Annotated in this window: 23 protein-coding genes; 10 read left to right on the forward strand and 13 right to left on the reverse strand. The window is 65.5% G+C overall.

From position 1 onward, the window contains the following. Nucleotide 1: 1 nt before the first annotated feature. Together U1702_RS08090 and U1702_RS08095 are read right to left on the reverse strand one after the other, a co-directional pair. On the reverse strand, nucleotides 2-2464 hold the full coding sequence (locus U1702_RS08090; protein ID WP_332723503.1) for a zinc-dependent metalloprotease: 2463 nt from the start codon (nucleotides 2462-2464) through the stop codon (nucleotides 2-4). A 61-nt stretch (nucleotides 2465-2525) separates the two neighbouring features. After that, nucleotides 2526-2978, reverse strand: coding sequence for a cupin domain-containing protein (locus U1702_RS08095; RefSeq protein WP_332723504.1), 453 nt, complete (start codon nucleotides 2976-2978; stop codon nucleotides 2526-2528). Here U1702_RS08095 and dapE point away from each other — a divergent pair. After that, a complete protein-coding gene (dapE, locus tag U1702_RS08100; RefSeq protein WP_332723505.1) occupies nucleotides 2978-4129 on the forward strand; it encodes a succinyl-diaminopimelate desuccinylase in 1152 nt (383 codons plus the stop codon). The genes U1702_RS08095 and dapE overlap by 1 nt on opposite strands. Here the strand turns inward: dapE and U1702_RS08105 are convergent. The 4 genes from U1702_RS08105 to U1702_RS08120 form a co-directional block, all read right to left on the reverse strand. Then, nucleotides 4126-5802: a putative bifunctional diguanylate cyclase/phosphodiesterase gene (locus U1702_RS08105; RefSeq protein WP_332723506.1), complete on the reverse strand. Its 1677-nt coding sequence runs from the start codon at nucleotides 5800-5802 to the stop codon at nucleotides 4126-4128. The genes dapE and U1702_RS08105 overlap by 4 nt on opposite strands. 69 nt (nucleotides 5803-5871) lie before the next feature. Continuing rightward, a complete protein-coding gene (locus tag U1702_RS08110; protein ID WP_332724652.1) occupies nucleotides 5872-6384 on the reverse strand; it encodes a Smr/MutS family protein in 513 nt (170 codons plus the stop codon). A 79-nt stretch (nucleotides 6385-6463) separates the two neighbouring features. Next, nucleotides 6464-7708, reverse strand: coding sequence for a murein transglycosylase A (gene mltA / locus U1702_RS08115; RefSeq protein ID WP_332723507.1), 1245 nt, complete (start codon nucleotides 7706-7708; stop codon nucleotides 6464-6466). Between the two features lie 56 nt (nucleotides 7709-7764). Further along, nucleotides 7765-8409 (reverse strand): Tim44/TimA family putative adaptor protein, encoded by a 645-nt coding sequence (locus U1702_RS08120; RefSeq protein ID WP_332723508.1) that lies wholly within the window; start codon nucleotides 8407-8409, stop codon nucleotides 7765-7767. A gap of 175 nt (nucleotides 8410-8584) precedes the next feature. Between U1702_RS08120 and secB the strand changes: the two genes are divergently transcribed. From secB to trpS, 3 genes are all read left to right on the forward strand, one after another. Then, nucleotides 8585-9097, forward strand: coding sequence for a protein-export chaperone SecB (gene secB / locus U1702_RS08125; protein ID WP_332723509.1), 513 nt, complete (start codon nucleotides 8585-8587; stop codon nucleotides 9095-9097). Between the two features lie 142 nt (nucleotides 9098-9239). Beyond that, complete coding sequence (gene murJ, locus U1702_RS08130; protein ID WP_332723510.1) at nucleotides 9240-10802, forward strand: murein biosynthesis integral membrane protein MurJ; 1563 nt, start codon at nucleotides 9240-9242, stop codon at nucleotides 10800-10802. A 15-nt stretch (nucleotides 10803-10817) separates the two neighbouring features. Continuing rightward, nucleotides 10818-11825 (forward strand): tryptophan--tRNA ligase, encoded by a 1008-nt coding sequence (trpS, locus tag U1702_RS08135; protein WP_332723511.1) that lies wholly within the window; start codon nucleotides 10818-10820, stop codon nucleotides 11823-11825. Here the strand turns inward: trpS and U1702_RS08140 are convergent. The 5 genes from U1702_RS08140 to U1702_RS08160 all read right to left on the reverse strand — a co-directional run bounded on the left by U1702_RS08140 (nucleotide 11822) and on the right by U1702_RS08160 (nucleotide 16239). Beyond that, nucleotides 11822-12475 carry an NAD-dependent epimerase/dehydratase family protein gene (locus U1702_RS08140; protein WP_332723512.1) on the reverse strand — a complete coding sequence of 218 codons (654 nt, stop codon included), beginning with the start codon at nucleotides 12473-12475 and terminating at the stop codon, nucleotides 11822-11824. The genes trpS and U1702_RS08140 overlap by 4 nt on opposite strands. Then, nucleotides 12364-12936 (reverse strand): Rossmann-fold NAD(P)-binding domain-containing protein, encoded by a 573-nt coding sequence (locus U1702_RS08145; protein ID WP_332723513.1) that lies wholly within the window; start codon nucleotides 12934-12936, stop codon nucleotides 12364-12366. The genes U1702_RS08140 and U1702_RS08145 overlap by 112 nt, the downstream gene beginning before the upstream one ends. 61 nt (nucleotides 12937-12997) lie before the next feature. Then, complete coding sequence (locus U1702_RS08150; protein ID WP_332723514.1) at nucleotides 12998-14371, reverse strand: glutamate--cysteine ligase; 1374 nt, start codon at nucleotides 14369-14371, stop codon at nucleotides 12998-13000. Between the two features lie 69 nt (nucleotides 14372-14440). Then, nucleotides 14441-15184, reverse strand: coding sequence for a 16S rRNA (uracil(1498)-N(3))-methyltransferase (locus U1702_RS08155; RefSeq protein ID WP_332723515.1), 744 nt, complete (start codon nucleotides 15182-15184; stop codon nucleotides 14441-14443). Then, nucleotides 15181-16239, reverse strand: coding sequence for an oxidoreductase (locus U1702_RS08160; protein WP_332723516.1), 1059 nt, complete (start codon nucleotides 16237-16239; stop codon nucleotides 15181-15183). The genes U1702_RS08155 and U1702_RS08160 overlap by 4 nt, the downstream gene beginning before the upstream one ends. Before the next feature lie 147 nt (nucleotides 16240-16386). Between U1702_RS08160 and ubiA the strand changes: the two genes are divergently transcribed. The 3 genes from ubiA to U1702_RS08175 are packed head-to-tail and all read left to right on the forward strand — an operon-like array spanning nucleotide 16387 to nucleotide 19457. Beyond that, the gene (gene ubiA / locus U1702_RS08165; protein WP_332723517.1) at nucleotides 16387-17304 is read left to right on the forward strand and encodes a 4-hydroxybenzoate octaprenyltransferase; all 918 of its coding nucleotides are present in this window, start codon (nucleotides 16387-16389) and stop codon (nucleotides 17302-17304) included. A 31-nt stretch (nucleotides 17305-17335) separates the two neighbouring features. After that, on the forward strand, nucleotides 17336-18682 hold the full coding sequence (locus tag U1702_RS08170; protein ID WP_332723518.1) for a TldD/PmbA family protein: 1347 nt from the start codon (nucleotides 17336-17338) through the stop codon (nucleotides 18680-18682). Beyond that, nucleotides 18675-19457 (forward strand): 3'(2'),5'-bisphosphate nucleotidase CysQ, encoded by a 783-nt coding sequence (locus tag U1702_RS08175; RefSeq protein WP_332723519.1) that lies wholly within the window; start codon nucleotides 18675-18677, stop codon nucleotides 19455-19457. Before U1702_RS08170 ends, U1702_RS08175 begins: the two co-directional genes overlap by 8 nt. Here the strand turns inward: U1702_RS08175 and U1702_RS08180 are convergent. Together U1702_RS08180 and U1702_RS08185 are read right to left on the reverse strand one after the other, a co-directional pair. Further along, nucleotides 19454-20167, reverse strand: a complete 714-nt coding sequence (locus U1702_RS08180) for a hypothetical protein (RefSeq protein ID WP_332723520.1) — start codon at nucleotides 20165-20167, stop codon at nucleotides 19454-19456. The two genes, U1702_RS08175 and U1702_RS08180, sit on opposite strands and share 4 nt — an antisense overlap. A gap of 9 nt (nucleotides 20168-20176) precedes the next feature. Further along, on the reverse strand, nucleotides 20177-21385 hold the full coding sequence (locus U1702_RS08185) for a toxic anion resistance protein (protein ID WP_332723521.1): 1209 nt from the start codon (nucleotides 21383-21385) through the stop codon (nucleotides 20177-20179). Between the two features lie 312 nt (nucleotides 21386-21697). On the opposite strand from U1702_RS08185, the gene U1702_RS08190 reads away from it, so the two are divergent. From U1702_RS08190 to U1702_RS08200, 3 genes are all read left to right on the forward strand, one after another. Next, nucleotides 21698-22612: a hypothetical protein gene (locus tag U1702_RS08190; protein WP_332723522.1), complete on the forward strand. Its 915-nt coding sequence runs from the start codon at nucleotides 21698-21700 to the stop codon at nucleotides 22610-22612. 95 nt (nucleotides 22613-22707) lie between these two features. Then, complete coding sequence (gene typA, locus U1702_RS08195) at nucleotides 22708-24528, forward strand: translational GTPase TypA (RefSeq protein WP_332723523.1); 1821 nt, start codon at nucleotides 22708-22710, stop codon at nucleotides 24526-24528. Between the two features lie 251 nt (nucleotides 24529-24779). After that, nucleotides 24780-25655 (forward strand): OmpA family protein, encoded by an 876-nt coding sequence (locus U1702_RS08200; RefSeq protein WP_332723524.1) that lies wholly within the window; start codon nucleotides 24780-24782, stop codon nucleotides 25653-25655. The last annotated feature ends 3 nt before the right edge of the window (nucleotides 25656-25658 follow it).

The following is a 25658-nucleotide window of genomic DNA, read 5'->3' on the forward strand; positions in this document are numbered from 1 at the left end:
CTTACCGTCCCGGCGGCCCCATCCAGTCGGTATCGCCGCCGATCGGATCGCCCGGCGGCACATTCGGGGCACGCGGACGTTCGGCGATCAGCTTCTCCAGCGCCTCGGGGTCCAACAGCTGACGCGAAAGCTGTGCCGCCCACGCGCGTTCATCGGCGTCGCCCTTCGTGCGGCCCAACGCCTGCGCGATATGGTGCACCCGGTCGCCCAGCAACGCCGCCGCCTCGGGCGACGTCCCGGTTCGCCGCGCCGCCTGCGCCATCGCCACGATCGCCCGCCATGCGATCCGCCGCGACAACGCATCGCCCCGCGCCGTCACCGCCCGCGCCTCGATCGCATCGAGCAGCTCCAAAACGCCGGGCATCGTCGGGTCGGCGGCATGCTGCAACTCCAGCCGCGCCAGCCGTTTCGATGCCAGCAATGTGTCCAGCACCAGCGCCGCCGCTGAATCCGCCGCCGCCAGCGGATCGAATACCGGCCCGCCCGCCGTCTCGAAAATCTCGATATCAAACTGACGATTACCGGTTCCATTGCGCGGAGCCGACAATAAAGGCGGCAGTGCCACTGGCAGACCTAACGCCTCAGGCGATATCGTCCGCAAGACCGCCGCGATCGCCGCGCGCTGCGCCGTCGCCGCGACCGGGGGTGACACTTCACGCCCGCCACCCGCAACGGCATAAGTGAAATCGACCCCGCCGATCGCTTTTGCCGCCGCGATCATCTGATAGCGATGGAGCAGATAGATCGGCACGAACCGCCGCCGCAGATTGGCGACGGGCTCGCCGGGCGCCAGATTAGCCAGCCCGAACCGGTCGATCGCGGCCCGCCGCACCGTCATCATCCGGTCCAGCTCGACCACCGCATCCGCGCCATCATCCCACAGCCCGGCCCAGGGCTGCGCCGTATCCGCGCGGCGGGCATTGTCGTCCTGCGTATAGCGCCACCCCGCCGCGACCATCGCCGCCGCCTTGGCATCGGGACTCGCTCCCCCATCGCCGTACAGCCAATCGACCGTCGCCACGTCCCACGCGCCCAGCCCGACTCCATAGGCATCGGACAGATCGGGCTTGCCATCGACCAGCCCGACGCGCGGCGCGGGATAGTCCATCACCGATGCGCGATCCTGTGTGCTCGCCGCGAAATTATGCGCGAAGCCGATCGAATGCCCTACCTCATGCGCCGCCAGTTGCCGCATTCGCGCGAGCGCCACCTGTGCCGGATCGTTCGGTCCGCCCTTGCCCGTCGTCGCGGTGCCGACCAGCCCCTGATAGATCTGGATGTCCTGCCGCATCCGTTCGGACCCCAGCACGACCATGCCGCGCACGATCTCGCCCGTGCGCGGATCCACAACCTGTTGGCCATAGGCCCAGCCGCGCGTCGCGCGATCGACCCAGTGAACCATGTTGTACCGCGCGTCGGCGGGGTCCGCGCCGTCCGGCAGCACGCGCGCCTGGAACGCATCGATATAGCCCGCCGCCTCGAATGCCTTCGCCCACCAGCCGACACCCTCGACCAGCGCGGTGCGCACCGGCTCGGGCGCGGCCCGGTCGATATAATAGACGATCGGCACCTTCACCCGCGACCGCGCCGCCGTCGGATCGACCTTTTCCAGCCGGTGCCGGTTGGCGAAATCGCGCACGACATCCTCGCCCAGCGGCGATCCGTAATCGACCGTCTGCGTGGCGAATCCGCCGACGCGCGTGTCGAAAATACGGGGCACGAATCCCGGCTCCGGCAGCGCGATGAAGCTGTGATGCACGCTCAGCGTTACGCGGCGCGGATCGGGGGCGATATTCTGCACTTCGTCCCCCGGCCGTTCGGACGAGAATGTCTGGACCGCATCGATCTCGAAATTGCGCGGAAACATCCTGGCCGACGCCGGATCGACCGCGGACAGGCCAGGCTCGATCTTGAACCCGCGCCCTGCCCCCTGCGGCCCGGTCCCGACGCCAAAACTGTCGTCCTCCTGCCCCAGCGCGCGGGCAATCCCCAGCACGTCGGTCGCCAGAAACGGCGCGATGTCGATCACGACCGACCCATCGGCCAGCGTCGCTGCGACATCGCCCATCCACGCGACCGACGTCGCAAAATCGGGCGAACGTGCGCCCGGGTTGTTCGGCGAGCGAAAGCGCGGATTCTCGAACTCGATGGCAACTTTCTTGCCGATGCGCCGGAACACCAGCATCTGCGTATTGCCGATCCGTCCTCGATCCAGTGAGGTGGGCGCAGCCCCCATGCCGGTGCGCATCACCGGGGTGTAGAGATAGCGCCCCGAAACGCCATCGGCGGCAGGCGGCGGCAGCGTCACCAGCACCCGACCGCCAGCCACATCGATATTCACACGCATCAGTCCGTTCTGCGCGACGGTGCCCTTGAGTGCCGCGGCAGGTGCCGCATCCTGTGCGTACGCGCCGCTAGCCAGCGCCAGCGCAATCGCCGCCGTCGAACGCAACAAATACCGCATCGAAATCCCCTGAAGTCTGGCGTTGCCCGATGATGACGCGGATCGAATGCGCGCGATAGGCCTATCCGCCGAACCCGCTCCCATCCTTCCGCCTGAACGCCTCACCGGGGATCAGGTGCATGTCGATATCGGGATAGTGGCACACCGTCACAGATGGCCGCCCGACCGCGACGAACACGCAATCCGCGTCGCTGCGGTTCTGTAGGCTATGGCCGTTGCCATCGCCCTTGGCGAACGCCGCGACGTCGCCCGGACGCATCACCGTCTCGCCACCGTCATCGATCAGCACCGCCTCACCCGCGAGCATCACGACCAGTTCGTCCTCGCCTTCATGCCAATGGCGCTGCGAAGACCATGCGCCGGGCTTCAGCACGACATGGCTCGCCCCGAAATCCTCCAGCCCTGCGGCCGGTGCCAGCCGGCGATACCAGCGCCCCTCCACCACCCCGGCATATTCGAGCGGATAGCCGGTCGCATTGGTCTGCGGGATTGTATCGAGGTCAAGCTTGGGCAATGGAGCCTCCGATTGCTGAACTGGAGCCGCTTGTGCCCGATGTCGTCGAACTGACCAAGGCGCTGATCGCCGCCGAAAGCATCACCCCGGCACAGGGCGCGGTGTTCGACGTGCTGGAGGCTGCGCTGACGCCGCTCGGCTTCGCGGTCGAGCGGTTTGTCACGGGCGAAGCGCCCGACGGCCCGGTCGAGAATATGCTCGCCGTCCGCACCGCCGGGCCGGGCCAGCATTTCGCCTTTGCCGGCCATCTCGACGTGGTGCCGCCGGGCGAAGGCTGGGCGTCGGGTGCCTTCACCCCCGAGATTCGCGGCGACCTGCTCTATGGACGCGGCGCAGTGGATATGAAGGGATCGATCGCCGCCTTCGCCGCCGCCGTGGCCCGCGTGCCCGCCAGTGGCACCGTCAGCTTCGTCATCACCGGCGACGAAGAAGGCCCCGCCACCTACGGCACCGTCGCGCTGATCGAGCGGATGCAGGCGCGCAACCTCATCCCCGATCTGTGCCTGGTCGGCGAACCCACCAGCGCACATCGGCTGGGCGACACGATCAAGATCGGGCGGCGCGGATCGACGGTGATCGATATCGAGGTGCCCGGGCTTCAGGGTCACGTCGCCTACCCCCAGCTTGCCGACAACCCGATCCCGCGCCTTATACGTGCGCTGGCGGAAATCGATGCCATCGTGCTGGACGAGGGCACCGACTGGTTTCAGCCATCGAATATAGAGGTGATCGACTTGGCCGTCGGCAACCCCGCGTCCAATGTGATCCCGGCCAAAGCGGCGGCGCGGATCAGCATCCGTTTCAACGACCGGCAACGTGGACAAGACCTGGTCGAGCAGATCGAGCGGATCGTCCTCGCTCACGCCGCCGCCGGAATCGTGCGCGGTCGCGTCTATGGAGAGGCGTTCCTGACCGAACCCGGCCCGCTCTCCGCGCTGATCGGCGATGCGATTGAATCGCGGATGGGCATTCGTCCCGAACTATCCACCAGCGGCGGCACGTCCGACGCCCGCTTCCTTTCACGCATCTGTCCGGTGGTCGAGTTCGGCCTGCTCAACGCGACGATGCACAAGCTGGACGAGGCGGTGGCGATCGCCGACCTTCATGACCTGACGGCAATCTATGAAGAGATTCTTCGCCGGGTCGGTTAGGCCCGCGCGCGCTCGTCCGGCATCCGCCGCGACCAGGTGAGGAAATCATCCTCTGCCATCGGCTGCGCGATCACATAGCCCTGTAGAATATCGCAGCCGATCACCCGCAGCACGTCGAGCTGCGCCTGCGTTTCGATCCCCTCGGCCACCACCTCGCAACCGATGCCATGAATCAGGCCGATCACCGCCTGCGCGATCGTCCGCGCCTCGGCATTGGTCGCTACATGCTCCACCAGACTCCGGTCCAGCTTGACCCGATCGAGCGGCAGGTCGCGCAGCCGTGCAAGGTTGGAATAGCCGGTTCCGAAATCATCGACCGCGATGCTTGCCCCGTCGGCGCGCAGCGCGGCGATGGCATCGATCACTTCGCTCGAACAATGCATCGCCAGCGTCTCGGTAATCTCCAGCTCCAGCAGCCGGGCCGGCGCGCCCGCTGCCCGCATCGCCTCTCGCAATCGACGGAAAAACGCGGCGTGGTCCAGCTGCCGCGGGCTGATATTCACCGCCAGCCGCTGTTCGATGCCGATCTGCCCCCAGCGCGCGATCGTCGCCGCGACATTCTCCACCACCCATTCGCCGATTTCGACGATCAGCCCGGTTTCCTCGGCACGCGCGATAAAGGTGCCGGGCAGGCACAGCCCGCGCTCGGGATGCTGCCAGCGCAGCAGCGCCTCGGCCGCCACGATCCGCCCGTCCGCAGCGCTCAGCTGCGGCTGATAGACCAAGGTAAACTGATCGCGCTCCACCGCGCCGCGCAAGTCCGACTCCAGCCGGGCACGTTCGGCGATTTCCTCCGCCAGCTGCTCGCTGAAGTGTTCGGCCCGCCCACGCCCATTGCCCTTGGCCTGGTACATTGCGGCATCCGCCGCCCGCATCAGATCGGTCAGCGTCGCGCCATGTTCCGGGCGCATCGCAATCCCTACCGACGCGCCGATGCAGACTTCCTGGTCCGCGAGATCGAACGGCTCGGACAATGCGAACAGGATGCCGCGCCCAATCCGGTCGGCGTCGCGGACATGGCCCAGCGTTGGAAAGAAGATGGTGAACTCGTCGCCCGACAGCCGCCCGATCAGCGGCGGCTGGGTATCGCCCTCCACCGCGAACCGGTCCGCCACGGCGCGCAGGCGATTGGCAACCATGCCCAACAGCTGGTCGCCCACCGCGTGACCCAGCGTATCGTTGACCGCCTTGAACCGGTCGAGGTCGATGAAGAACAATGCTGCCATCGCGTCGGGCGACAATTCGGTCAGCACGCGTTCGCAGTTGCGGCGGAAATGGGTGCGGTTGGGCAACGCCGTGACCGGGTCGAACAGCGCCAGCCGCTGCACGCTTTCCAGATTCGCGTGAAGCTGTCGGAACAGCCCATTCATCGCTTCCGCCAGCGGGGGCACGCATTCGGCCACTTCGGGCGGAATTTCACTTTCCAGATCGCCATTGGCGGCGCTGGTCAGCCGTTCGATCGCGGCATCGACCGCGGCGGCGGTGGAGGCAATCGTGCGCTCGGCATAGGCCCAGCACATCGCGGCACAGATGATCGCGGCGATCAGCGCGCGCGTCGCATTGGCGACCTCGAAATTACCGCGTGATGTCGCCGCCAACGCCAGGATGAACACGAACGCCCCGGCACAGATCGCAAAGGCGACCGCACGGCTCTTGAGCGAAAATCCGTTCATCGCGTGTGCGCGAACCCCCCTGAGCCCGCAAGGATGCGAGCCGTTCACAGCTTGATACGCCCGAAAGGGTTAAAAATTTCGGGAGGCGGGCGATCGTTGTCGTCGCAGAACGATATAGAGAGCGCCTTTCCCGCCATGACGTGGATGGGCGTTGCGCACGGCTGCTATTTGCCCCGCATGGCGCGACGCGCCGATCCAGTCGCCAACCGCCGCGCGGATTGCGCCGCGCGCATGCGGACGTTCCGATTCGGCACGAGGCGGATTGCCGGTGATGAGCAACAGCAGCCGGTCGCCACGCCGGATCGCGGCATCCAGCCCGTGATCGAGCAACGCATGCGCACTGGTCAGATTATGTCCGTGCAGGTCGATCGAGCTGTCCGGTGCCACCAGCCCGCGCGACAGGCGGCGGTCCCAGCCGCCGTCCAGCGTATCGGCGGGCGGTGGTGGCGGCTTGGGGGGCGGAACGCGCGCCGCCGGGACGCGCCCCTTGGGTTTCGGCAACACCATCGACGTGGCAACCGGCACAGGCCGTGCCGGGACCGGAACTGGCTTGATTGGCTTGGGCGGCTCGGGTCGCGCCATCGGCGTCACCGTCGCAATCACGCGCGCCCACAATGCCCGTTCCTCCGGCGTTATCGTCCCGGGCGGCTTCGCCACGATCCTAGTCGCCGTTGAGGCGCGCCAGCGTCCCCTTGGGCAGCAACAGCCAGGCGGTGCCGCGGGCCGCCATGCCGCCCGCAATCGCCCGCGCCTCGTCGCCCGCACCCCAGAAGGTGTCGAACCGGTTGGTGCCCTTGATCGCCCCGCCGGTGTCCTGCATCACCCACAGGCCGTTGGCATCCTGCCGGTCCATCGACAGGAATACGGGCGCGCCCATCGGCACGAATTTGGGGTCCCCCGCCACGCTGCCGCGACTCGTCACCGGCAACCCCATCGCACCCAGCGGCCCCGCGCCGGTCAACTCGCGGAAGAACACATAACTCTTGTTCTCGCGCATGATCGCACGGCCCTCCGCCGGATTGGCGCGCAGATAGGCCATCAGGCCCTGCATCGACGCCTGTCCGCGTTCCACCAGACCGCGATCGAGCATCAGCTTGCCGATGCCGGTATAATCGCGCCCGTTCTGACTAGCATAGCCGATCCGCATCACCGACCCGTCCGGCTGCCGCAATCGCCCGGAACCCTGAATTTGCAGAAAGAACAATTCGACCGGATCGGCCGCCCACGCGATCTCGAGCCCGCGCCCGCTCAGCGCACCCTGCTCAATTGCGGTACGGTCGTGATACGGCACGAAATCGGTGCCCTGAACCCGCCCGCGGACCGACCGCCCCTTCAGCGTGTCGGAAAATTTGCCCAGATCGACGTCGATCAGATCAGTGGGGCGGCCATAGACCGGCACTTCATAGCCCGGGCGGCGCGTGCGCGATCCGGCGATCTCCGGCTCGTAATAGCCGGTGGCAAAGGCCTTGCCGTCGGCGACCTGCACCGCCTCGAAATGCCGCGTGAAGAACTGCACCGCCTCGCGTTCCTGCGCAACGCGCGCCGCATCGCACGCCGCCCGCCAGTCCTCGCTGCGGGTCAATCCGCTGGCGTCGGTGCGCTTGACCAGGCTTGGACAGCTGACCTTGAATGCCGACAGCGCGCGCGCGGCACCGGCCATGGTAATCGGCAGTGACTGAATTGCGGGCCCGGCGCGCAGGCCCGAAACCGCCGCCGTCGCTGCCCCTGCGGGGGCGGCTGGGGCGGAGACGGGGGCGAGTGGTGTCGCCGCCACAGGCTGACGAACCGGGACCGAACTGCCCGGGCCGGAGGGAGCGGGGCGCACCGGATCGGGCCGCGAAGGCACCACGCCGGACGAACAGGCACTCAATAGCGCGGCGAGTGCCGCTACCCCCCAGGCGCGCATGCGTGCTTCCCCTCGATATGTCATCAATTCAGGCGTCGGCGATCACGCCTCGCCAGTCACGCTTCATCCGTATCGCTCAGCTTCCAATTGGGGTCGTCGCTGCGCAGATCGCGGCTGAACACCCACACGTCGTGCGTCTCGACCGCATCGCTCAGCGATCCGGCGATGACATTACAGTCCTTGTCGCGTGTGACAGCAGCGATGTCGGCGTCAAAGCGCACGGTGATCCGCGCGACCTTGTTCTCGACCGAAATGTCCGAGATCGCGGCACGTTCGATCGAAACCAGCCGGTTGTCCAGCGTCTCGCCCGCTGCTTCGCGGGCATCGATCGACGCGACGAAACTGTCGCGCACTTCCGCCTCGACCAGCCATTCCAGCGTTTCGCGGTCGCCCTTCCAGAACGCTTCCAGGATCATGCGATAGGCCGACTTCGCACCTTCGACGAACTGGGCGACATCGAACGCCGAATCGGCAGCGACGAGCGCGCGCAGACCGGTTTCGGCCCCCGCCTCGACATTGCGCGGGCCGATATCGCGGACTTCGGCCGGCATATCGATCGTGCGCGGCATCGGTGGCGCGCCGACGCGCTCCTCCGCCGGGCGCGGCAGCGGCTGTTCACGGCCGGTGCGCTTGCCCAGCACCGAATAAAGCCTCAGCGCCAGAAAGCCGGCAATAGCTGCGAACAGAACGACAAAAAACACGTTGGACACCTCGTTTCCACGTTCAACATAGGCAGGATATGCAGCCGATTCAAATCCTGCGTCATCGGCCCATGCGCCGCCCCGTTGAAACGGCGCACTGCCCCTGCTAGGCGCGGCGATCATTCAAACGCGGATTGCCGCGACAATATCCCAGATACAGAAGGACTTTTACGAAATGGACGAGCCGGAAAACGCAGGCCTGGGTGGCGAACCGCTGGCGAACGGCGCGGACACCGCCACGTCGGTTGGCGTGGTTTCGCAATATATCAAGGACTTCTCATTCGAGAATCCGAACGCCCCGGCGATCTATCAGGTTCAGGCCCAGCCCGCCTTCGATGTTCAGTTCAACATCGGTGCCGCCGAAGTCGCGCCCGACATCCATGAAGTGACCCTGAAGATCGATGTACGCGCGCAGATGGACACCCAGGTCGCCTTTATCGTCGACCTGTCCTATTCCGGCTTGTTCGCGGTCCGCAACATGCCCGACGAGCATCTCCAGCCCTTCCTGCTCGGCGAAGCACCGCGCTTGCTGTTCCCGTTCGCGCGCCGCGTGCTGGCCGATGCCGTCCGCGACGGCGGCTTCCCGCCACTGATGCTGGAGCCGATCGACTTTAACGGCCTCTATTACCAGCAGCTTGAGCAGGCACAGGGTGCTGGTGACCCGGCCGGGGAAATCGGCCAGGCGTAAGGTTCGTTTATAAGGTGCCGCTCCGGCCCGCTCCCCCACCCGGCCACCCAACGGCAGTGTATTCTATGGGTGGCCGGGTGGGGGAGCGGGCCGGAGCGGCGAATGCGCCGAAAGGCGCATTCCGGAAACAAGGGGCGATAATATGAACCTCGTCCGGGCACTCGGGTCGATCGGCGGGCTGACGCTCGCCAGCCGCGTGCTCGGGCTGGTCCGCGACTCGCTGTTCGCGCGCTATGTCGGGGCGAGCTTCGCCTCCGACGCCTTCCTCATCGCCTTCCGCCTGCCTAATTTGTTCCGCGCGCTGTTTGCAGAGGGCGCGTTCAGCGCCGCCTTCATCCCGATGTTTAGCCGCAAGGTCGGGGAAGCAGACGGCGATGTGAAGCCGGGCCTGCTCTTCGCCGAACAGGCACTGGCGGTCCTCCTCCCGATCCTGATCGTGATGACGGTGGCGATGGAAATCGCCGCCTTTCCGGTTGTCTGGGCGCTGTCGGGCGGGTTCAATGACATCACGCCCGATCAGTTCGCCTATGCGGTGACGCTGTCGCGGATCACCTTCCCGTACCTGCTTCTCATCAGCCTCGTCTCGCTGCTCGGCGGCATCCTCAACTCGCTCCAGAAATATTGGGTCAATGCCGCCGCACCGATCCTGCTCAACTTCACGTTGATCGCGGCTTTGCTGTTCTTCCACAATGACGATGTGTTGGTCACCGCGCGCAATCAGGCGATCGGCGTAACGGTGGCGGGCGCGCTCCAGCTGATCTGGCTGATCCTCGCCTGCCGCGCCAATGGCGTGAAGCTGCGATTGCGCCTGCCCCGCCTGACCCCCGACATGCGCAAATTGCTGTCGCTGATCGGCCCGGCGGCGGCTGGCGCGGGCGCGGTGCAGATCAACCTCGTCATTTCGACCGCGCTCGCCGCCAGCCTGCTGGCCGAGGGGTCGGTGTCGTACATCTATTACGCCGATCGCCTTAGCCAGCTGCCGCTCGGCCTTATCGGCATCGGTCTCGGCACCGTGCTGCTCCCCACGATCGCTCGCCAACTCGCCGGCGGCAAGGATGCGGAGGCGATGCACACCCAAAATCGCGGCACCGAACTCGCATTGTTCCTGACCCTCCCCGCCACCGCCGCGCTGGTGATTTGCGGTGCCCCGATTGTCGCCGCGCTGTTCCAGCATGGCGCGTTCACGCCGGAGGACACCGTGAAGACCGCGCACGCACTTGCCGCCTTCTCGGTCGGCCTGCCTGCCTATATTCTCGTAAAGGTGCTGACCCCCGGCTATTATGCTCGCTCCGACACCAAAACGCCGGTGCGCTACGCCACCATTTCAATCGCCGTAAATCTCGTCCTCAACCTCGCGCTGATCGTCCCGCTTGAGCATATGGGGCCACCCCTCGCCACCGCGATCGCCTCATGGGTCAATGTCGCCCTGCTCTACCGCACCCTCAAAAAGCGCGAGCATTTCACCGCCGATGCCCAGCTTTCACGCCGTGCCTGGCGGCTGGTCGGCGCAGCGGTGGCGATGGGCGGGGTGATGTTCTTCCTCAACGACCTGTTCACGCCATATATCGCCGGAACATGGTTGATCCGCACCTCGGCGATGTTGGTGCTGGTCGGCGCGGGCTGCATCGTTTACGCCGCCGCCTGTTTCGTGACCGGCGCAGTGCGGCTGAGCGAGTTGAAAGCGCTCGTCCGCCGCCGCGCCTGAATTTTGAGAGAAAACATGCGCGTCGTCTCCGGCATCAAGCCCACCGGCAACCTTCACCTCGGCAACTATCTCGGCGCGATCAAGCAATGGGTGGCGATGCAGGCCGATGTCGATGCGGCGGGCGGTGAGAGCATGTATTTCATCGCCGACCTTCACGCGCTGACCGACGCGGTGGATCCGCGCGGCGTGACGGATTCGACGTTTGAGGTGACGGCGGCGATGATCGCGTCCGGAATCGACCCTGCACGCTCGATCCTGTTCAACCAGGCCCGCGTCCCCGCGCACAGCGAGCTGACCTGGCTGCTCAACAATGTCGCGCGCGTCGGCTGGCTCAACCGCATGACCCAATTCAAGGATAAAGCGGGCAAAAACCGCGAAGGCGCCAGCGTCGGCCTATACGACTACCCCGTGCTGATGGCCGCCGACGTGCTGCTCTACGGCGCGACGCATGTGCCGGTCGGCGAAGACCAGAAACAGCATCTCGAGCTCGCCCGCGACATCGCCGCCAAGTTCAACACCGATTACGACGTCGATCTGCTGATTCAGCCCGAACCGCTGATCAGCAAGGCTGCTCCGCGCATCATGTCGCTGCGCGATGCGAACCAGAAGATGTCGAAGTCCAACCCGTCGGATCAGGCGCGCATCGACCTGATCGACAACGACGACGCCATCGCGCAGAAATTCCGCAAGGCGAAAACCGACCCCGGCAATCTGCCCGACAGCTTCGATGAGTTGAAGGAACGCCCGGAGGCGAAGAACCTCGTCACCATCTTCGCCGCGCTCTCGGATCGCAGCCCGGACGATGTCGTCGCCGAATATGCGGGGCAAGGTTTCGGCGCGTTCAAACCTGCCCTCGCCGACCTCGCGGTCGCCAAACTCGGCCCGATCCGCGACGAGATGGTCCGCCTCACCGCCGACCGCGCCGCCGTCGATGCCGAATTGCGCAAGGGCGCGGACAAGGCGATCGAACTGGCCGCCCCGTTGCTCCGCAAGGTGCAGGAAACGATGGGGTTGATGATCTAGGGTGCGTCCGGATGGGCATGGGCGTGGGCATATCCCGGCACCACGTCCACCATCGCCTCAATCTCCGCACCCACCCGGTCGATCGCGGCGATGATGCGGTCTTCCAGCGCATAATCGAACGGATCGCGCAGCAAAGGCTCGACCGCCGCCCCGCGCGACGGATCGGCCAGATACCACGCCACCGTCGCCGCCAGCGCCTCGCGTACCGGCACCAGCGCCACTCCCAGACATGCCAGCTTGCCCGTGTCCAGCACCTGATGCCCCGTCGCCAGCGGGAAGCGCGCATAGGGCCAAGCGGGCGACGCCATCGCCATCGGCAGCGACACCAGATCGACCTCACGCCCGCATGCCGCCGCGATCCCGCTGATCCACGCACGCAACGTCAGTGCCTCGTCATCCGCGCAGTTGAACGTCTCGCCCGCCGCCAGTTCGGGCCGATCCACTACCGCCAGCGCGATCCGCGCCGCATTCTCGTTGAACAGCGCACTGCGCACCAGAAATCCGCCCTCCGGGACCAGCACCCTTCGCCGCCCGTCGATCAGCCGCCGGATGATGCTCCACTCCGGCGCAGCGCCCTGTCGCGCTCCGTAAAGGCGGGGATAGCGCAGGATCGTCGCCGCAAAGTCGCCGCGCGCATGATGCTCGCGCACCGCCGCATCCGCCTCCACGATCCGCGCCCGAATTTGCCCACCGCCTCCAGCGGCGTTGCCTCGTCCACCGGCATCGCATCGTCATGATAGCGCAGCGGCAAATCGCGCAACGACATCGCCGCCCCATCGGGCCGGTGCATGCTCGCCGGGTCGAGCCAGCCGGGATAGGCACGCGTGCTGACCGCCACGAACTGCCCGGTGCGCCCCGCCAATGCCGCTGCGACCACCCGCAACCGCCCATATTGCGCCAGCGTGACGTCGAACGTCCGCCCGGCCAGCGCGGCCTCCAGCGGCTCGGCGAAATGTGGGTCGGCGACGATCCGCTGGACCGTGCCATCGAACACCGCCGGATGCCGCCCCGTGCTGAGCACGCTGACCGAAAACCCACGCGCCAGCAGTCCGTTGACCACCAATGGCCCGGTTGGCCCGGCTCCGCCGACCACCAATGCGCGCTTGCTCATGCTATCCCCTCACATGGGTGGCATGTAATCCGGATTTCAGATCGTTGTCATTACCAACGATTCAGAACCGCTGCTCGGCGTACATGCGGCAGACATCGTCCTTCCACTCGCCGCGATAGCGCTCCAGCAGCAACTCCGCCGGCACCTTCCCCGTCCGCACGATCTCACGCAGCGGATCGAGGAAGCCGCTCTCATTGTCCCCGGCCGAATTGAGCCGCGCCCGCGCACTCAATCCCCTGCCCGCAATGTCGATCACCTGCCGCGCGATATCGCGCAGCTTGCCACCGCCCGGCAACGGCGCATCGAGGCCCAGCTTCGGCACCGAATCCCGCAATAACTGCCGCCCGGCCATGTCCCAGTCTTTGACCAGATCCCACGCTGCATCCAGCGCGCCCTGGTTATACAATAGCCCGACCCACAATGCGGGCAACGCACAAATCCGGTTCCACGGCCCGCCATCCGCGCCGCGCATCTCCAGAAACGTCTTCAGCCGCACTTCTGGGAATGCGGTCGACAGATGATCCGCCCAATCGTCCATCGTCGGCTTTTCGCCCGGCAGAACGGACAACTCACCCTTCAGGAAATCGCGGAAATCGAGGCCAGCGGCGTCGATATATTTGCCGTCGCGATAAACGAAATACATTGGCACGTTCAGCGCGTAATCGGCGTAACGCTCATAGCCAAAGCCATTCTCGAACACGAACGGCAGAATCCCCGTGCGGTGCGGATCGGTGTCGGACCAGATATGGCTGCGATAGCTCAGAAATCCGTTGGGCTTCTTCTCGGTGAACGGCGAATTGGCGAACAACGCCGTCGCCAGCGGTTGCAGCGCCAGCCCAACGCGGAACTTCTGCACCATGTCGGCTTCGGACGAGTAATCGAGGTTCACCTGAATCGTGCAGGTGCGCAGCATCATGTCGAGGCCCATGCTGCCGACGCGCGGCATGTGGTTCAGCATGATCGCGTACCGCCCCTTGGGCATGATCGGCAGGTCGTCGCGCGCCTTGTCCGGCCACATGCCCAGCCCCAGGAATCCAATGCCGAGCTTCTCGCCGACCGCCTTCACCTGCTCCAGATGCCGCCCGGTCTCGGCACAGGTCTGGTGCAGATTTTCCAGCGGCGCGCCCGACAGTTCAAGCTGTCCGGCGGGTTCCAGGCTGACATTGCCGTCCGGCCCGGCCAGCGCAATGACCTTCCCGCCCTCCTCGATCGGCGTCCAGCCGAACTGGGTCAGTTCGGCCAGCAACTCACGGATGCCGCCCGGTTCGTCATAGGACGGCGCATGCAGATCCTTTGTCGAATAGACGAATTTCTCATGCTCGGTGCCGATCCGCCAGCGCTCGGCGGGCTTCTCGCCCCCGGCGAAATAATCGAGCAGCTGCTGACGGCTCTCGATAACGGGGGTGGGGGTGGCGGAGGCCGTTTTCGTGCTCATTTCGCGCCTTTACGCCCGAGAATTAAACCGCGCCAGCGGATATGGAAACGCCGGGGAAATGGTGAAAAATCACCAGTCCCCCGCCGCCGCCATCCACAACGTAACCGCCGCTGCCGCCGCCGTCTCCGCCCGCAGGATGCGCGGCCCCAGCGATATCCCGACTGCCCCCGGCACCGCCCGGATCGCATCGCGCTCATCGGCATCGAATCCTCCCTCCGGCCCCACCAATATCGCGCCCGGCCCACGGTGCGCAGTCATCGCCTCCAGCGCGGGCGCTCCGCCCGTCTCGTCCGCGAAAAACAACGCCCGCCCCTCGGGCCAGTCGCGCAGCAACGCCACCAGCTTCACCGGCTCGGCCAGCTCCGGCACCGCCGTCCGCCCGCATTGCTCCGACGCCTCGATCATGTGGCTACGCAGCCGCTCGCCGTTCAGCCGGTCCACCATTGTCCGCCGCGTCAGCACCGGCGCCAACCGCGCGACACCCAGTTCGCAGGCCTTTTCCGCGACCCAGTCCACCCGCCCCTTCTTGATCGGCGCGGCGCACAGCCACAAATCCGGCACCGCCTCGCGCTCCCGCAGCCGCTCGCGCACCTCCAGCGTCACGTCGCGCTTGCGCACATCGACCGCCACCGCCAGCCACTCGCCGGTCGCATCGTCGAACAGCTTCACCGGGTCGCCCGCCTTCAGCCGCATGACCGTCGCCAGATAATGGCCCTGCGGCCCGTCGATCCGCCGCATTTCGCCAGCCGCCAGCGCGGGTTCGACAAACAGCCGCGGCGTCGATTGCGGCGGCCAGGCGGGCGTGGCGATCATGTGCGTGACTCCGCATAGGCGACCCGCTCGGCCGCGCTCAGCGCCAGTTCGACCCGCGCCCCCGTCCGCGACGATCGCTCGCCGGCCTCAATTACCGCCATTACCGCCAGCGCCTCGACCCCGGGCACCGGGTTAGCGCCAACGCCCGAAATCGCATTGCGAATACCGGCATAATATCGCGTCTGATCGCCGCGCGCCGCCGCCAGCGTCCGCGAACCCGCACCATCGAATACCGTTACCGGATCGTCGCCGCGCCCCCACTCCGCGCTTCCGGGCGCAACGCCCGCGATTAATTGCGCCTCCTGCTGATCCAGCCACGCCTTCACCAACGAACCGCCAATCCCATGCACCGTGAACCGTGCCGTCCCGCCCGCCACCAGCATCGACCCGCACAGCATCACCCGCATCGGCCCATAACCCAGCACGACCTGCACCCAGTCGTCCGCCCCGCCACCGCGCTGAATCGCGATATCGCCGCTGACCCAATCGGGTAGCCCGAACAAACACAGAGCCTGATCCGCCAGATGCGGCCCCAGATCGAACCAGATGCCGCTCCCCGGCCCCGCCTTCTCCCGCCAGCGATCCCGCACCTCGGGCCGGAACCGGTCGAAATGCGATACGAACTGCGTCACCCGCCCGACAACGCCGTCCTCAATCGCCGCCTTCACCGACAGGAAATCGCTGTCCCAACGCCGGTTGTGAAACACGCTCAGTAAGCGCCCCGCCGTCTCCGCCTGTGCGATCAGCCCGCGCGCCTCGTCCAGCGTCACCGTGAACGGCTTGTCGACCACCACATGCTTCCCGGCCGCCAGTGCCGTTGAAGCAATCGGTGCATGGCTGTCGTTGGGCGAGGCCACCACGACCAGATCGACATCGTGCCGCGCTACCAGTGCAAAGGGATCGGCCTCGACCGCGACACCGGGCAGCACGCCATGCACGCGGGCCGCATCGCTCGACGAGACCGCAACAATCTCCATCCCTTCGACCGCGCCGATCAACGGCGCGTGAAAGGTCTGCGAAGCGAACCCGAAACCGACCAGGCCGACGCGAACCATGCGAACTCCCAACAAAACACTGTCCTACAAGGGTCCGGCTGTGGCAGCAGGAGTCGATGACGTCACCCGCTCTTTCCTCGCTGTCACCCTCCCGCATGACAAGCGTCAAATGCGTCAAGTCTGTCAACGACGCTCGCCACCGCGCCTATGTTTGACGCCGCCGAAATCGTCCCGGATACCGAGCATCGCGGGTTAGTCGGCCTGCTTCCCCGCGCCGCCCGCCCTTTCGCGTTGCTCGCCCGCTTCGATCGGCCGATCGGGTGGTGGCTGTTGTTCTGGCCGGGGGCGTGGGCAATCGCCCTTGCTGGCGGCGCGGTCGATCGCTGGGACATGATCCTGTGGTTCCTGCTCGGCGCCATCGCGATGCGCGGCGCGGGTTGCGTGTACAACGACATCGTCGACCGCGATCTCGACCGGCAGGTCGCCCGCACTCGCAGCCGCCCGCTCGCCAGCGGCGCGGTCAGTCTGAAGGCGGCGTGGATCTGGCTGGTATCGCTGTGCCTGATCGGCCTGATCGTGCTGCTGCAACTCAACCCGTTCGCCGCGGTCATCGCCCTCGCCAGCCTCGTGCTGGTTGCCGCCTACCCTTTCATGAAGCGGATCACCTGGTGGCCACAGGCATGGCTGGGCCTCGTCTTCTCCTGGGCCGCACTTGTTGGCGGAGCGGCAGTTACCAACTACCTGCCCGCGCCCGTGATCATGCTCTACCTCGGCTCGATATTCTGGGTGATCGGCTATGATACCATCTACGCGCTGCAGGATGTCGAGGACGACGCATTGGTAGGCGTGAGATCCTCAGCGCGACGACTGGGAGCTAATTTGCGTGTGGGTGTGGCCGCCTGCTACATGATCGCGCTGGCAATGTGGTGCGTCGCCTTCTGGGGAATGCGCCCCGACCTGCTGGCACTCGCCGCACTGATCCCGATGGCGCTCCATCTCGCCTGGCAGGTCGTCACGCTGGCCCCCGCCGACGGTTCCAACGCCCTCCACCGCTTTCGCTCCAACCGTAACGCGGGGTTTCTCATGTTCGCCGCCTGCTTCGTCGTGGGGACAACGGCCTTTTGACCTTCGACCCCGCAATACTTAGATCGCCGTCATGCTGACCCCCGATCAGGCGCGCGACCGCGTCACCGATGCTATCGCCCGCGCCGTCAAGGCCGGTGCCGACGCCGCCGACGCCGTGTTTTCCGGTGGCGAATCGCTGTCCGTCTCTGTCCGCCTTGGCGCATTGGAGGATGTCGATCGCGCGGAGAGCGGAGAACTCGGCCTGCGCGTCTTCACCGGCAAGCGTTCGGCCAGCGTCTCCACCACCGACCTCACCCCGGCCGCGCTCGACATTCTCGCCGAACGCGCCGTCGCGATGGCACGCGAAGCCCCCGAGGACGAATGGGCCGGCCTCGCGCCCGCCGACCGCCTGCTCCATGGCGACGTCCCGCACCTCGATCTGGACGATGGGCAACTCGGCGACCCAATTTCGCTGAAGGCCCGCGCCCTCGCCGCCGAAGATGCCGCCCGCGCCGTCCCCGGCGTCACCAACAGCGAGGGCGGCGGTGCGGGGGCCAGCCGCAGCATCTGGGCGCTCGCCACCAGTCACGGCTTCGCCGGAGCCTATGCCGTCACCAGCCACAGTGTCTCTGCCAGCGTGCTGGCGGGCGACACCGGCGCGATGGAGCGCGATTATGCCCATCACAACGCGCGCCACGCCCGCCACCTCGAAACACCCGAAGAAGTCGGCCAACGTGCAGGCGAGCGCGCCGTTGCCCGCCTGAATCCCGGCCGCGTCAAAAGCGGCCCGATGCCGGTCGTGCTCGACCCGCGCGTCGGATCCGGCATTCTCGGCCACCTCAGCGGCGCGATTTCGGGCAGTGCGATCACGCGGAAGACGAGCTTCCTGCTCGACGCGATGGGCACGCAGATTTTCGCCCCCGGCATCTCCGTCCGCGACGATCCCCACCGCCCGCACGGCCTGCGCTCGCGCCCGTTCGACGGCGAAGGCCTGCCCGTCTCGCCATGCGCATTGATTGAGGACGGGTTCCTCGAAACCTGGCTCCTCGACAGTGCATCTGCGCGGCAACTCGGGCTGGAGCCGACCGGCCATGCCAGTCGTGGCATCGGCGGCGCGCCCGGCGTCGGCCCCAGCAATTTATTCATGGAAAACGGCAAGCTGCCGGTCGAAACGCTGATCGCGGATATCGAATATGGCGTCCATATCACTGAATTGATTGGTCAGGGCGTCAATTTAGTCACCGGCGACTACAGCCGGGGCGCAGCTGGCTTCCTGATCGAAAAGGGCGAGATCACCGGCCCGGTGTCGGAATTTACGGTCGCTGGAACGCTCCAGTCGATGTTCCGCGAACTAACCCCCGCGAATGATCTCGAATTCCGCCACGGCATCAACGTGCCGACGCTGCGGATCGACGGGATGACGATCGCCAGTGGCTGATACCCTCGCCCGCGCCGTCAGCGAAATCGCTGCCGAGGCGGGGCGGCTGGCGCTCGCGCGATACGGAACCGACGTGCAGAAATGGGAAAAGTCACCCGACAATTTCGTGTGTGAAGTCGATCTGGCGGTCGATGAACTTCTCCGCACCCGCCTCTCGGCATTACTCCCCGAAGCCGGCTGGCTGTCGGAGGAAACCGCCGACGACCTATCCCGCCTCTCCGCCCCGCGCGTATGGGTAGTCGATCCGATCGACGGCACCCGCGATTACCTGCGCAAACGACCCGGCTGGGCCGTTTCTATCGCTTTGGTGGAAAAGGGTCAGCCGATCATTGGTGTCCTCGACGCACCGGTCCGGGAAGAACATTGGATCGCCGCGACCGGGCTAGGCGCAACCCGGAACGGCGTCCCCATCGCCGCGTCCGACCGAACCGTCCTGTCCGGTGCCCGCGTCCCCGCTGACGATCTGCCGAAAGTGGACCGCGACCTGTCAATGGTCGACAAACCCAATTCGATCGCGCTGCGCATGGCGATGGTCGCCGCAGGCGACGCCGATCTGCTCGCCACCTTCCGCTGGGGCAATGACTGGGACATCGCCGCCTCCACCCTGATTGCGCGCGAGGCGGGCGCAACGATCACCGATGCGTTGGGCAAGAAACTGCGCTTCAACACCCCGCGTGGCGAGAGTTTCGGTGTCCTCGTCACCGCGCCGGGAATCCATCAGGCCGCTGCCGAACGCCTCCGCCCTCGCGCCGTAACGGCACTGGGAAAACCCTAACCTTCGATCGTGTCATCACTGCGATATTTGACCTGCAAATACCGCCCGCGCGTCGCCAGCGCGTCCAGATCGCCCTGCGCCAGCTGTGCCGACATCTGCGCGATTTCCTCGTCGATCAGGCTCAGCCCCTGCACCAGTTGCCGGTCGGGCGACTGGCCGTAACGGTCCACCGCCCGCAGTTGATCCGGCACGCGCTGATACCCCTTCACCAGCTCCGGCAATTGCTCGCCCACCAGTTTGCGCACCTCGAACGCCGCCGGTTCACCCTCATTCAGCGTTTGCAACTGCATCGCCAGCGTATCCAGCTTTACACCGATCGAATCGAGTAACGGCATCGCCGCCCCCGGCAAGCTCGGCCGCTGCCGATCCAGCCACTCTTCGGTCTGCAATGGCAGCCGCGCCAGCGGTGCTTCGCCGAACTTCTCCGGCGCGACCTCGTCGCTCGCCGGCATCAGCCCGAAGAACAGCGTGGCCGCGATCATCAGCGCCATCACGATGAGCGCGCCTCCCATACCCAGCGGCACAAACCAGCCGAGCACCAGCGCCGCGACCAGAATCAGCCCGTCCGCCGCCGCGATGCGCCCGACGCGCTTCAGGATCTCGCCCTCACGCCGTTTCTTGGCGCGTGTGCTCAATGTCGTATAGCGTTCGCGGGAGCGGTTCAGGACCTCGTCCGCTCTGGCGATCTGATGGTCAATTTCGGTCGGCATCGCGGGTGCTTACAGCGCCTCCAGCTTGAACGTCTCGCCGCTGCCGGAAATCTGGTTCTGCGCCGCGCCCTCGGCCCGGGCGATATAGCCCTTCGACTTCTCGACTTCGTTCGACAGCACCCCGACGGTCGTCTTCATGCTGTCGAGCGCCTTCAACTTGAACGTGTCGATCGCATCCATCGTGTCATAGATATTCTGGAACGCGCGCTGCAGCGTCTCGATCGGGATCGTGCTGGCGGCGGCCTGCTCATGGATCATGCCGGTATTCTGCTTGAGCAGGTTGCCGGTCGAATCGATGATGTTCGCGGTCGTGGTGTTCAACGCGGTGATCTGGTCGAGCACCAGCCGCTGCGCGGTCAACGCCTGTGCCACCGTCACTGCCGTGCGTAACGCGCCGACGGTCGTGGTCGATGCGCGATCGACACCCTTCACCAGCTCGACATTGTTCTTCTTGACCAGATCCAGCGCCAGATAGCCCTGCACCGTTACCGCCATCTGCGTCAGCAGATCCTGCGTGCGCTGACGTGTGTAGAACAGCGCGGTTTCGCGGATCGCCTTAGCCTTCGCCGGATCGCTGTGATCCAGCTCATTGGCCTTGTCCTCAAGCCGCTGATCCATCTCTTTCGAGATATAGATCATCTGCTCCAGCCGGCCCATCGCCGCCCACAGATTCTGGCGCTCCACGTCGATCGCGGCATTGTCCATCAGCAATTCGTCCTTGCCCGACTGCATCCGCTTCAGGATCGAGGCGATGTGCGTCTGGCTGGACTGATAGCTGTCGAAATAATTGCGCAGCTTGTTGCCGAACGGGATGATGCCGAACAGCTTCTTCTTCTGCATCAGGTCCCCGCGCTTGCCCGGATCGAGGTCCTCGATCGTGCGGCGCAGTTCGGCCAGGTCGGTGCCGACGCCGGCATCCTTGTCCATCGCCCGCACCGGGCGGTCGAGGAAACGGTTGGACTGTCCGGCCGCGTCGCGGATCTCCTTCGATCCCATCGCAGTGATCGCATCGACGCGCTTGCCGAATTCGGGCGAGTTCACGTCCTGCGCGACAAGATCGTCGATGAAGGTCTCGACGCGCGTCATCAATTCGGTTTTCTTGCCTTCGTCGACCGGGACCAGCCCGGACATCTTCTCCGGCGCGCGCGCCTTCAGCGGTTCCGGTGCCGTCAGCACCAGATCATCGGTCTTCTCGGCAGTCACAGTCTCGGTCGCCATGCCCATCCTCCAGCGCCAGATTTCGGCGGTCGCCCCATAGATGAACGGGAACCGCGTGCGCTTCAAGTGTATCGCCAATATAATACACTTAGTTTAAGGTGCAACTGACAGCTTTTGTCGGAGGTCCCGCCGTGGCGACATGTTAATATAAGGCGGTTAGGAAAGGTGACATGGAACGCAGGCTCAGGATGATGATCGCGGGTTCGATTGCCGTGTGGGTGCCTGTCGCGTCAGCGTCGGAGGCCAGTGCGCCGGTCGTGGATTCGAGCAAACTTTATCGCCTGAAAACGTCCACGCCCGACACGCCTGGCAATGTTCGCTAGCCTGCTCGTCGGTCTCGCGCTGGCAGCTTCGCCGATGCCGCCGGGCGAGCGCGCCGCCTGTCACGACCGCTATGGCCAGCGCATCTGCACCACCCCCGCCCTCGCCCCGCTGCGCGCCGAAATCGCACAGAAATTCGCCGCCGTCCTCGCCACCGGGAACCGCAGCGCGACCTGGCAGGCGCGGCACGATGCGGTGCTGCGCGAGGTGAAAGGCGGCCGTGACTACGAGAGCAAGCGTCTGTCGGACGACGGCATCGCGCAGATCTTCCGCGACCATATCGCCGACCTCGACAAGGCGATCGAACAGGCCAAAGGCGTTCGTACGATGGTCAAGACGCCATCCGCCACCGGCGACATCTGCATGTCGAAATGGCTCGACCGCGGCTGTCGCGTTACCGCATCGGGCGTGTTGCGCGCAAAGGACGGGCGCAAAATCTATTGGCAGATGCAGGACGGCGCGTCTGGCCTGGACGGCATCGGCGCCGGTATCATCCTGTGGGCGGGCAGCGGCTATGGCACCGCCAAACTGATCGGTTATTCGTTCGACGGCGTTACCTACGAATCCCCGCGCATGACGGGCGACGGCATGATCTGGGTCCCGGGCCGGGTGATCGGCACGGGCAACGGCAATGCCGACCTGTTGTTCCGGTTCAACGCGGTAGCGGGATGGGGGGATATCGAACTCGAGAGCTGGTGGAGCACCCTGCCCGCCCGACTGCCGAAGGGCTTCGGCGTGTGGAAAGGCGTCGAATATGACTTCGAGGGACTCGCCGCGACCAGCAAGCTGTGGCGCGACAAGGATCCCAATTGCTGCCCCAGCGGCGGCGAGGTGATGCTCGATTTCGAGATCGAAGGTCGCAAACTGGTGCTGAACGACGTTCGCCCGGACATCGTCGAAAAATAGGCACCCGGCGCAAAGGATTGAGAACCCTTCCCGCATCGCACAAATTGCGCTAAGGGCGCGCCCGACCCGCACTCCTGCGGCATTCAGGATATCCTATGAACCTCCGCAACGTGGCGATTATCGCCCACGTCGATCATGGCAAGACCACGCTCGTCGACCAGCTCTTCCGCCAGTCCGGCACCTTCCGCGACAACCAGCGCATCGAAGAGCGCGCGATGGACTCGAACGACCTCGAAAAAGAGCGCGGAATTACGATTCTCGCCAAGTGCACCTCGGTCGAGTGGGAAGGCACCCGCATCAACATCGTCGATACGCCGGGCCACGCCGATTTCGGCGGTGAGGTCGAGCGCATCCTGTCGATGGTCGATGGCGTCATCCTGCTGGTCGACGCGTCGGAAGGCGCGATGCCGCAGACCAAGTTTGTGACCGGCAAGGCGCTGGCGCTGGGCCTGAAGCCGATCGTCGTCGTCAACAAGGTCGATCGCCCCGACGAGCGCATTCAGGAAGTGCTGGACGAAGTGTTCGACCTGTTCGTCAGTTTGGAAGCCAGCGACGAACAGCTTGATTTCCCAGTGCTTTATGCGTCGGGCCGCAACGGCTATGCCAATGAGAACGACTATACGCTGCGTGAGGGGACGCTGCGTCCGCTGTTCCAGAAGATCGTCGATCATGTGCCGCCGCCCTCGGCCGATCCGGACGGGCCGTTCAAGTTTCTGGTGACGCTGCTCGACCGCGACAACTTCCTCGGTCGCATCCTGACCGGTCTGGTCTTCTCCGGCTCGGTCAAGACCAATCAGGCGATCCATGCGCTGGATAATGACGGCAAGATCGTCGAGACCGGACGCGCATCGAAGATCATGACCTTCCGTGGCCTTGAGCGCGTGCCGACCGACGAGGCCAATGCCGGCGATATCATCAGCCTGGCCGGCCTGACCGTGGCGACCGTTTCCAACACCATCGCCGACCCGTCGGTGACGGAGCCGCTGCACGCACAGGCGATCGATCCGCCGACGCTGTCGATGCGCTTTGCCGTGAACGATTCGCCGATGGCGGGACGTGAGGGCAGCAAGGTGACGAGCCGCATGATCCGCGACCGTCTGGCCCGCGAAGCCGAATCGAACGTGGCGATCAAGGTGACCGAGAGCGACGACAAGGACAGCTTCGAAGTCGCCGGTCGCGGCGAGCTTCAGCTGGGCGTCCTCATCGAGACGATGCGCCGCGAAGGGTTCGAGCTCGGCATCAGCCGCCCGCGCGTGCTGTTCCGTGAGGACGAGGACGGCAAGAAGACCGAGCCGTACGAAACCGTCATCATCGACGTGGACGAGGAATATTCCGGCACGGTCGTCGAGAAGATGAACATCCGCAAGGCCGAGATGACCGACATGCGCCCTTCGGGCGGCGGCAAGACCCGCATCACGTTCAGCGCCCCGTCGCGTGGCATGATCGGCTATCACGGCGAATTCCTGTCGGACACACGCGGCACCGGCATCATGAACCGGCTGTTCGAGAAATACGGGCCGCACAAGGGCAAGATCGAGGGCCGCAAGAACGGCGTGCTGATCTCCAACGGTTCGGGCGAGGCCAATGCCTATGCGCTCGGCCCGCTGGAAGAGCGCGGCATCCTGATGGTCGGCGTCGGCGAGGCGCTGTACGAAGGCATGATCATCGGCGAAAACGCCAAGCCGGAAGACCTTGAGGTCAACCCGATGAAGTCGAAACAGCTGACCAACTTCCGCTCGACCGGCAAGGACGACGCGATCCGGCTGACCCCGGCATGGAAGCTGACGTTGGAACAGGCGATCGCCTATATCGACGATGATGAGATGGTCGAAGTGACGCCAAAGAACATCCGCCTGCGCAAGCGCTTCCTCGACCCGAACGAGCGCAAGAAGATGTCGCGGGCAAAGGCGGCGTAAGCCCTCCAAATCCGCTTTGAGATTGGGAAAACGCCGGGGGAAACTCCGGCGTTTTCTTTGTCTGCGCACGGTGACCGCCCCCGATTCGCCCCCCGAATCACAACGCTGGGTCCACGCCATCGGCATCGACCCACCGCATGATGCGCTCGAATCGCCCGTAGAAACGGCGGAGTCGGCCATGCTGTTCATCTGCGCGAAAGGTGCGCCTGAACAGTCACGCCGCAACAGATCGCGTATTGAGGAGTAAGCATATGCGTGTCGTTTCCGGAAATCCGAAAGCCGTTTTGGCGCTGGCCCTGCTGGCCGGGGCCGCGCCCGTGACGGCGCAGACGCAGGAACAGCCCCCCGCTGACGTGTCCATCTATGGATCGGCCCCGCCTGCGCCAGTGGCCGCCGAGATGACGCCGGGGCCGGAGATCAAGGGCATCATTTCCGCACGCCGCGACGACAAAATGCAGGTGACCACCCCCGACGGCAACAAGACGGTCGTCGCGGTGACCGACGCGACCCAGGTCAGGGGCAGCGGCGGCTTTCTGGGCCTTGGCCGCAGCAAGCTTGCCACCGACGCATTGCTCAACGGCCTGCCGGTGACGGTCAGGACGATGCAGGCGGGCGACACGCTGGTGGCGAGCCAGATCAAGGTGCAGAACAAGGACCTGAAGTTCGCGTCGATGATCCGCAACGGCACCGACCAGCGGTTCGAGGAACAGACCGCCGCGACCGATGCGCTGCGCAGCCGCGTGGGCGACATCGACCAGTATAACGTCAAGGGCACGACCAACGTGAACTTCGACACCGGCAAGGCGGTGCTGACGGCGCAGGCGAAGGCCGATCTGTGCGCCGCGGCGACCAGTGCCGAGGCGATGGACAACGCCGTGCTGCTGGTCGTCGGCTATACCGACGCAACGGGAAGCCAGGAATTCAATCAGACGCTGAGCGAAAAGCGCGCCAGCAGCGTCATCAATTATCTGCAACAGGCGTGCAAATGGAAACCCTATCGTGTGCTGACCCCCACCGGCATGGCCGAAGCCGATCCGCTGGCGGACAACGAAACGCCACAGGGCAAGGCACAGAACCGGCGCGTGGCGGTGAATGTGCTGGTGAGCAAGGCGGTGGACGGGTTGTGATGG

The organism is Sphingomonas sp. LT1P40, assembly GCF_036663835.1.
Taxonomy (GTDB): domain Bacteria; phylum Pseudomonadota; class Alphaproteobacteria; order Sphingomonadales; family Sphingomonadaceae; genus Sphingomonas.

What these genes read in the sequence shown, in the direction of transcription:
- U1702_RS08170 (WP_332723518.1), top strand. Translation starts at nt 17,336, where the DNA reads ATGCTGACCCCCGATCAGGCGCGCGACCGCGTCACCGATGCTATCGCC.
- ubiA (WP_332723517.1), top strand. Translation starts at nt 16,387, where the DNA reads ATGTTTGACGCCGCCGAAATCGTCCCGGATACCGAGCATCGCGGGTTA.
- trpS (WP_332723511.1), top strand. Translation starts at nt 10,818, where the DNA reads ATGCGCGTCGTCTCCGGCATCAAGCCCACCGGCAACCTTCACCTCGGC.
- U1702_RS08185 (WP_332723521.1), bottom strand. Translation starts at nt 21,385, where the DNA reads ATGGCGACCGAGACTGTGACTGCCGAGAAGACCGATGATCTGGTGCTG.
- U1702_RS08180 (WP_332723520.1), bottom strand. Translation starts at nt 20,167, where the DNA reads ATGCCGACCGAAATTGACCATCAGATCGCCAGAGCGGACGAGGTCCTG.
- mltA (WP_332723507.1), bottom strand. Translation starts at nt 7,708, where the DNA reads ATGCGCGCCTGGGGGGTAGCGGCACTCGCCGCGCTATTGAGTGCCTGT.
- murJ (WP_332723510.1), top strand. Translation starts at nt 9,240, where the DNA reads ATGAACCTCGTCCGGGCACTCGGGTCGATCGGCGGGCTGACGCTCGCC.
- U1702_RS08155 (WP_332723515.1), bottom strand. Translation starts at nt 15,184, where the DNA reads ATGATCGCCACGCCCGCCTGGCCGCCGCAATCGACGCCGCGGCTGTTT.
- U1702_RS08200 (WP_332723524.1), top strand. Translation starts at nt 24,780, where the DNA reads ATGCGTGTCGTTTCCGGAAATCCGAAAGCCGTTTTGGCGCTGGCCCTG.
- typA (WP_332723523.1), top strand. Translation starts at nt 22,708, where the DNA reads ATGAACCTCCGCAACGTGGCGATTATCGCCCACGTCGATCATGGCAAG.
- U1702_RS08110 (WP_332724652.1), bottom strand. Translation starts at nt 6,384, where the DNA reads ATGGCGCGACCCGAGCCGCCCAAGCCAATCAAGCCAGTTCCGGTCCCG.
- U1702_RS08190 (WP_332723522.1), top strand. Translation starts at nt 21,698, where the DNA reads ATGTTCGCTAGCCTGCTCGTCGGTCTCGCGCTGGCAGCTTCGCCGATG.
- U1702_RS08090 (WP_332723503.1), bottom strand. Translation starts at nt 2,464, where the DNA reads ATGCGGTATTTGTTGCGTTCGACGGCGGCGATTGCGCTGGCGCTGGCT.
- secB (WP_332723509.1), top strand. Translation starts at nt 8,585, where the DNA reads ATGGACGAGCCGGAAAACGCAGGCCTGGGTGGCGAACCGCTGGCGAAC.
- U1702_RS08160 (WP_332723516.1), bottom strand. Translation starts at nt 16,239, where the DNA reads ATGGTTCGCGTCGGCCTGGTCGGTTTCGGGTTCGCTTCGCAGACCTTT.
- U1702_RS08145 (WP_332723513.1), bottom strand. Translation starts at nt 12,936, where the DNA reads ATGAGCAAGCGCGCATTGGTGGTCGGCGGAGCCGGGCCAACCGGGCCA.
- U1702_RS08150 (WP_332723514.1), bottom strand. Translation starts at nt 14,371, where the DNA reads ATGAGCACGAAAACGGCCTCCGCCACCCCCACCCCCGTTATCGAGAGC.
- dapE (WP_332723505.1), top strand. Translation starts at nt 2,978, where the DNA reads ATGGAGCCTCCGATTGCTGAACTGGAGCCGCTTGTGCCCGATGTCGTC.
- U1702_RS08105 (WP_332723506.1), bottom strand. Translation starts at nt 5,802, where the DNA reads ATGAACGGATTTTCGCTCAAGAGCCGTGCGGTCGCCTTTGCGATCTGT.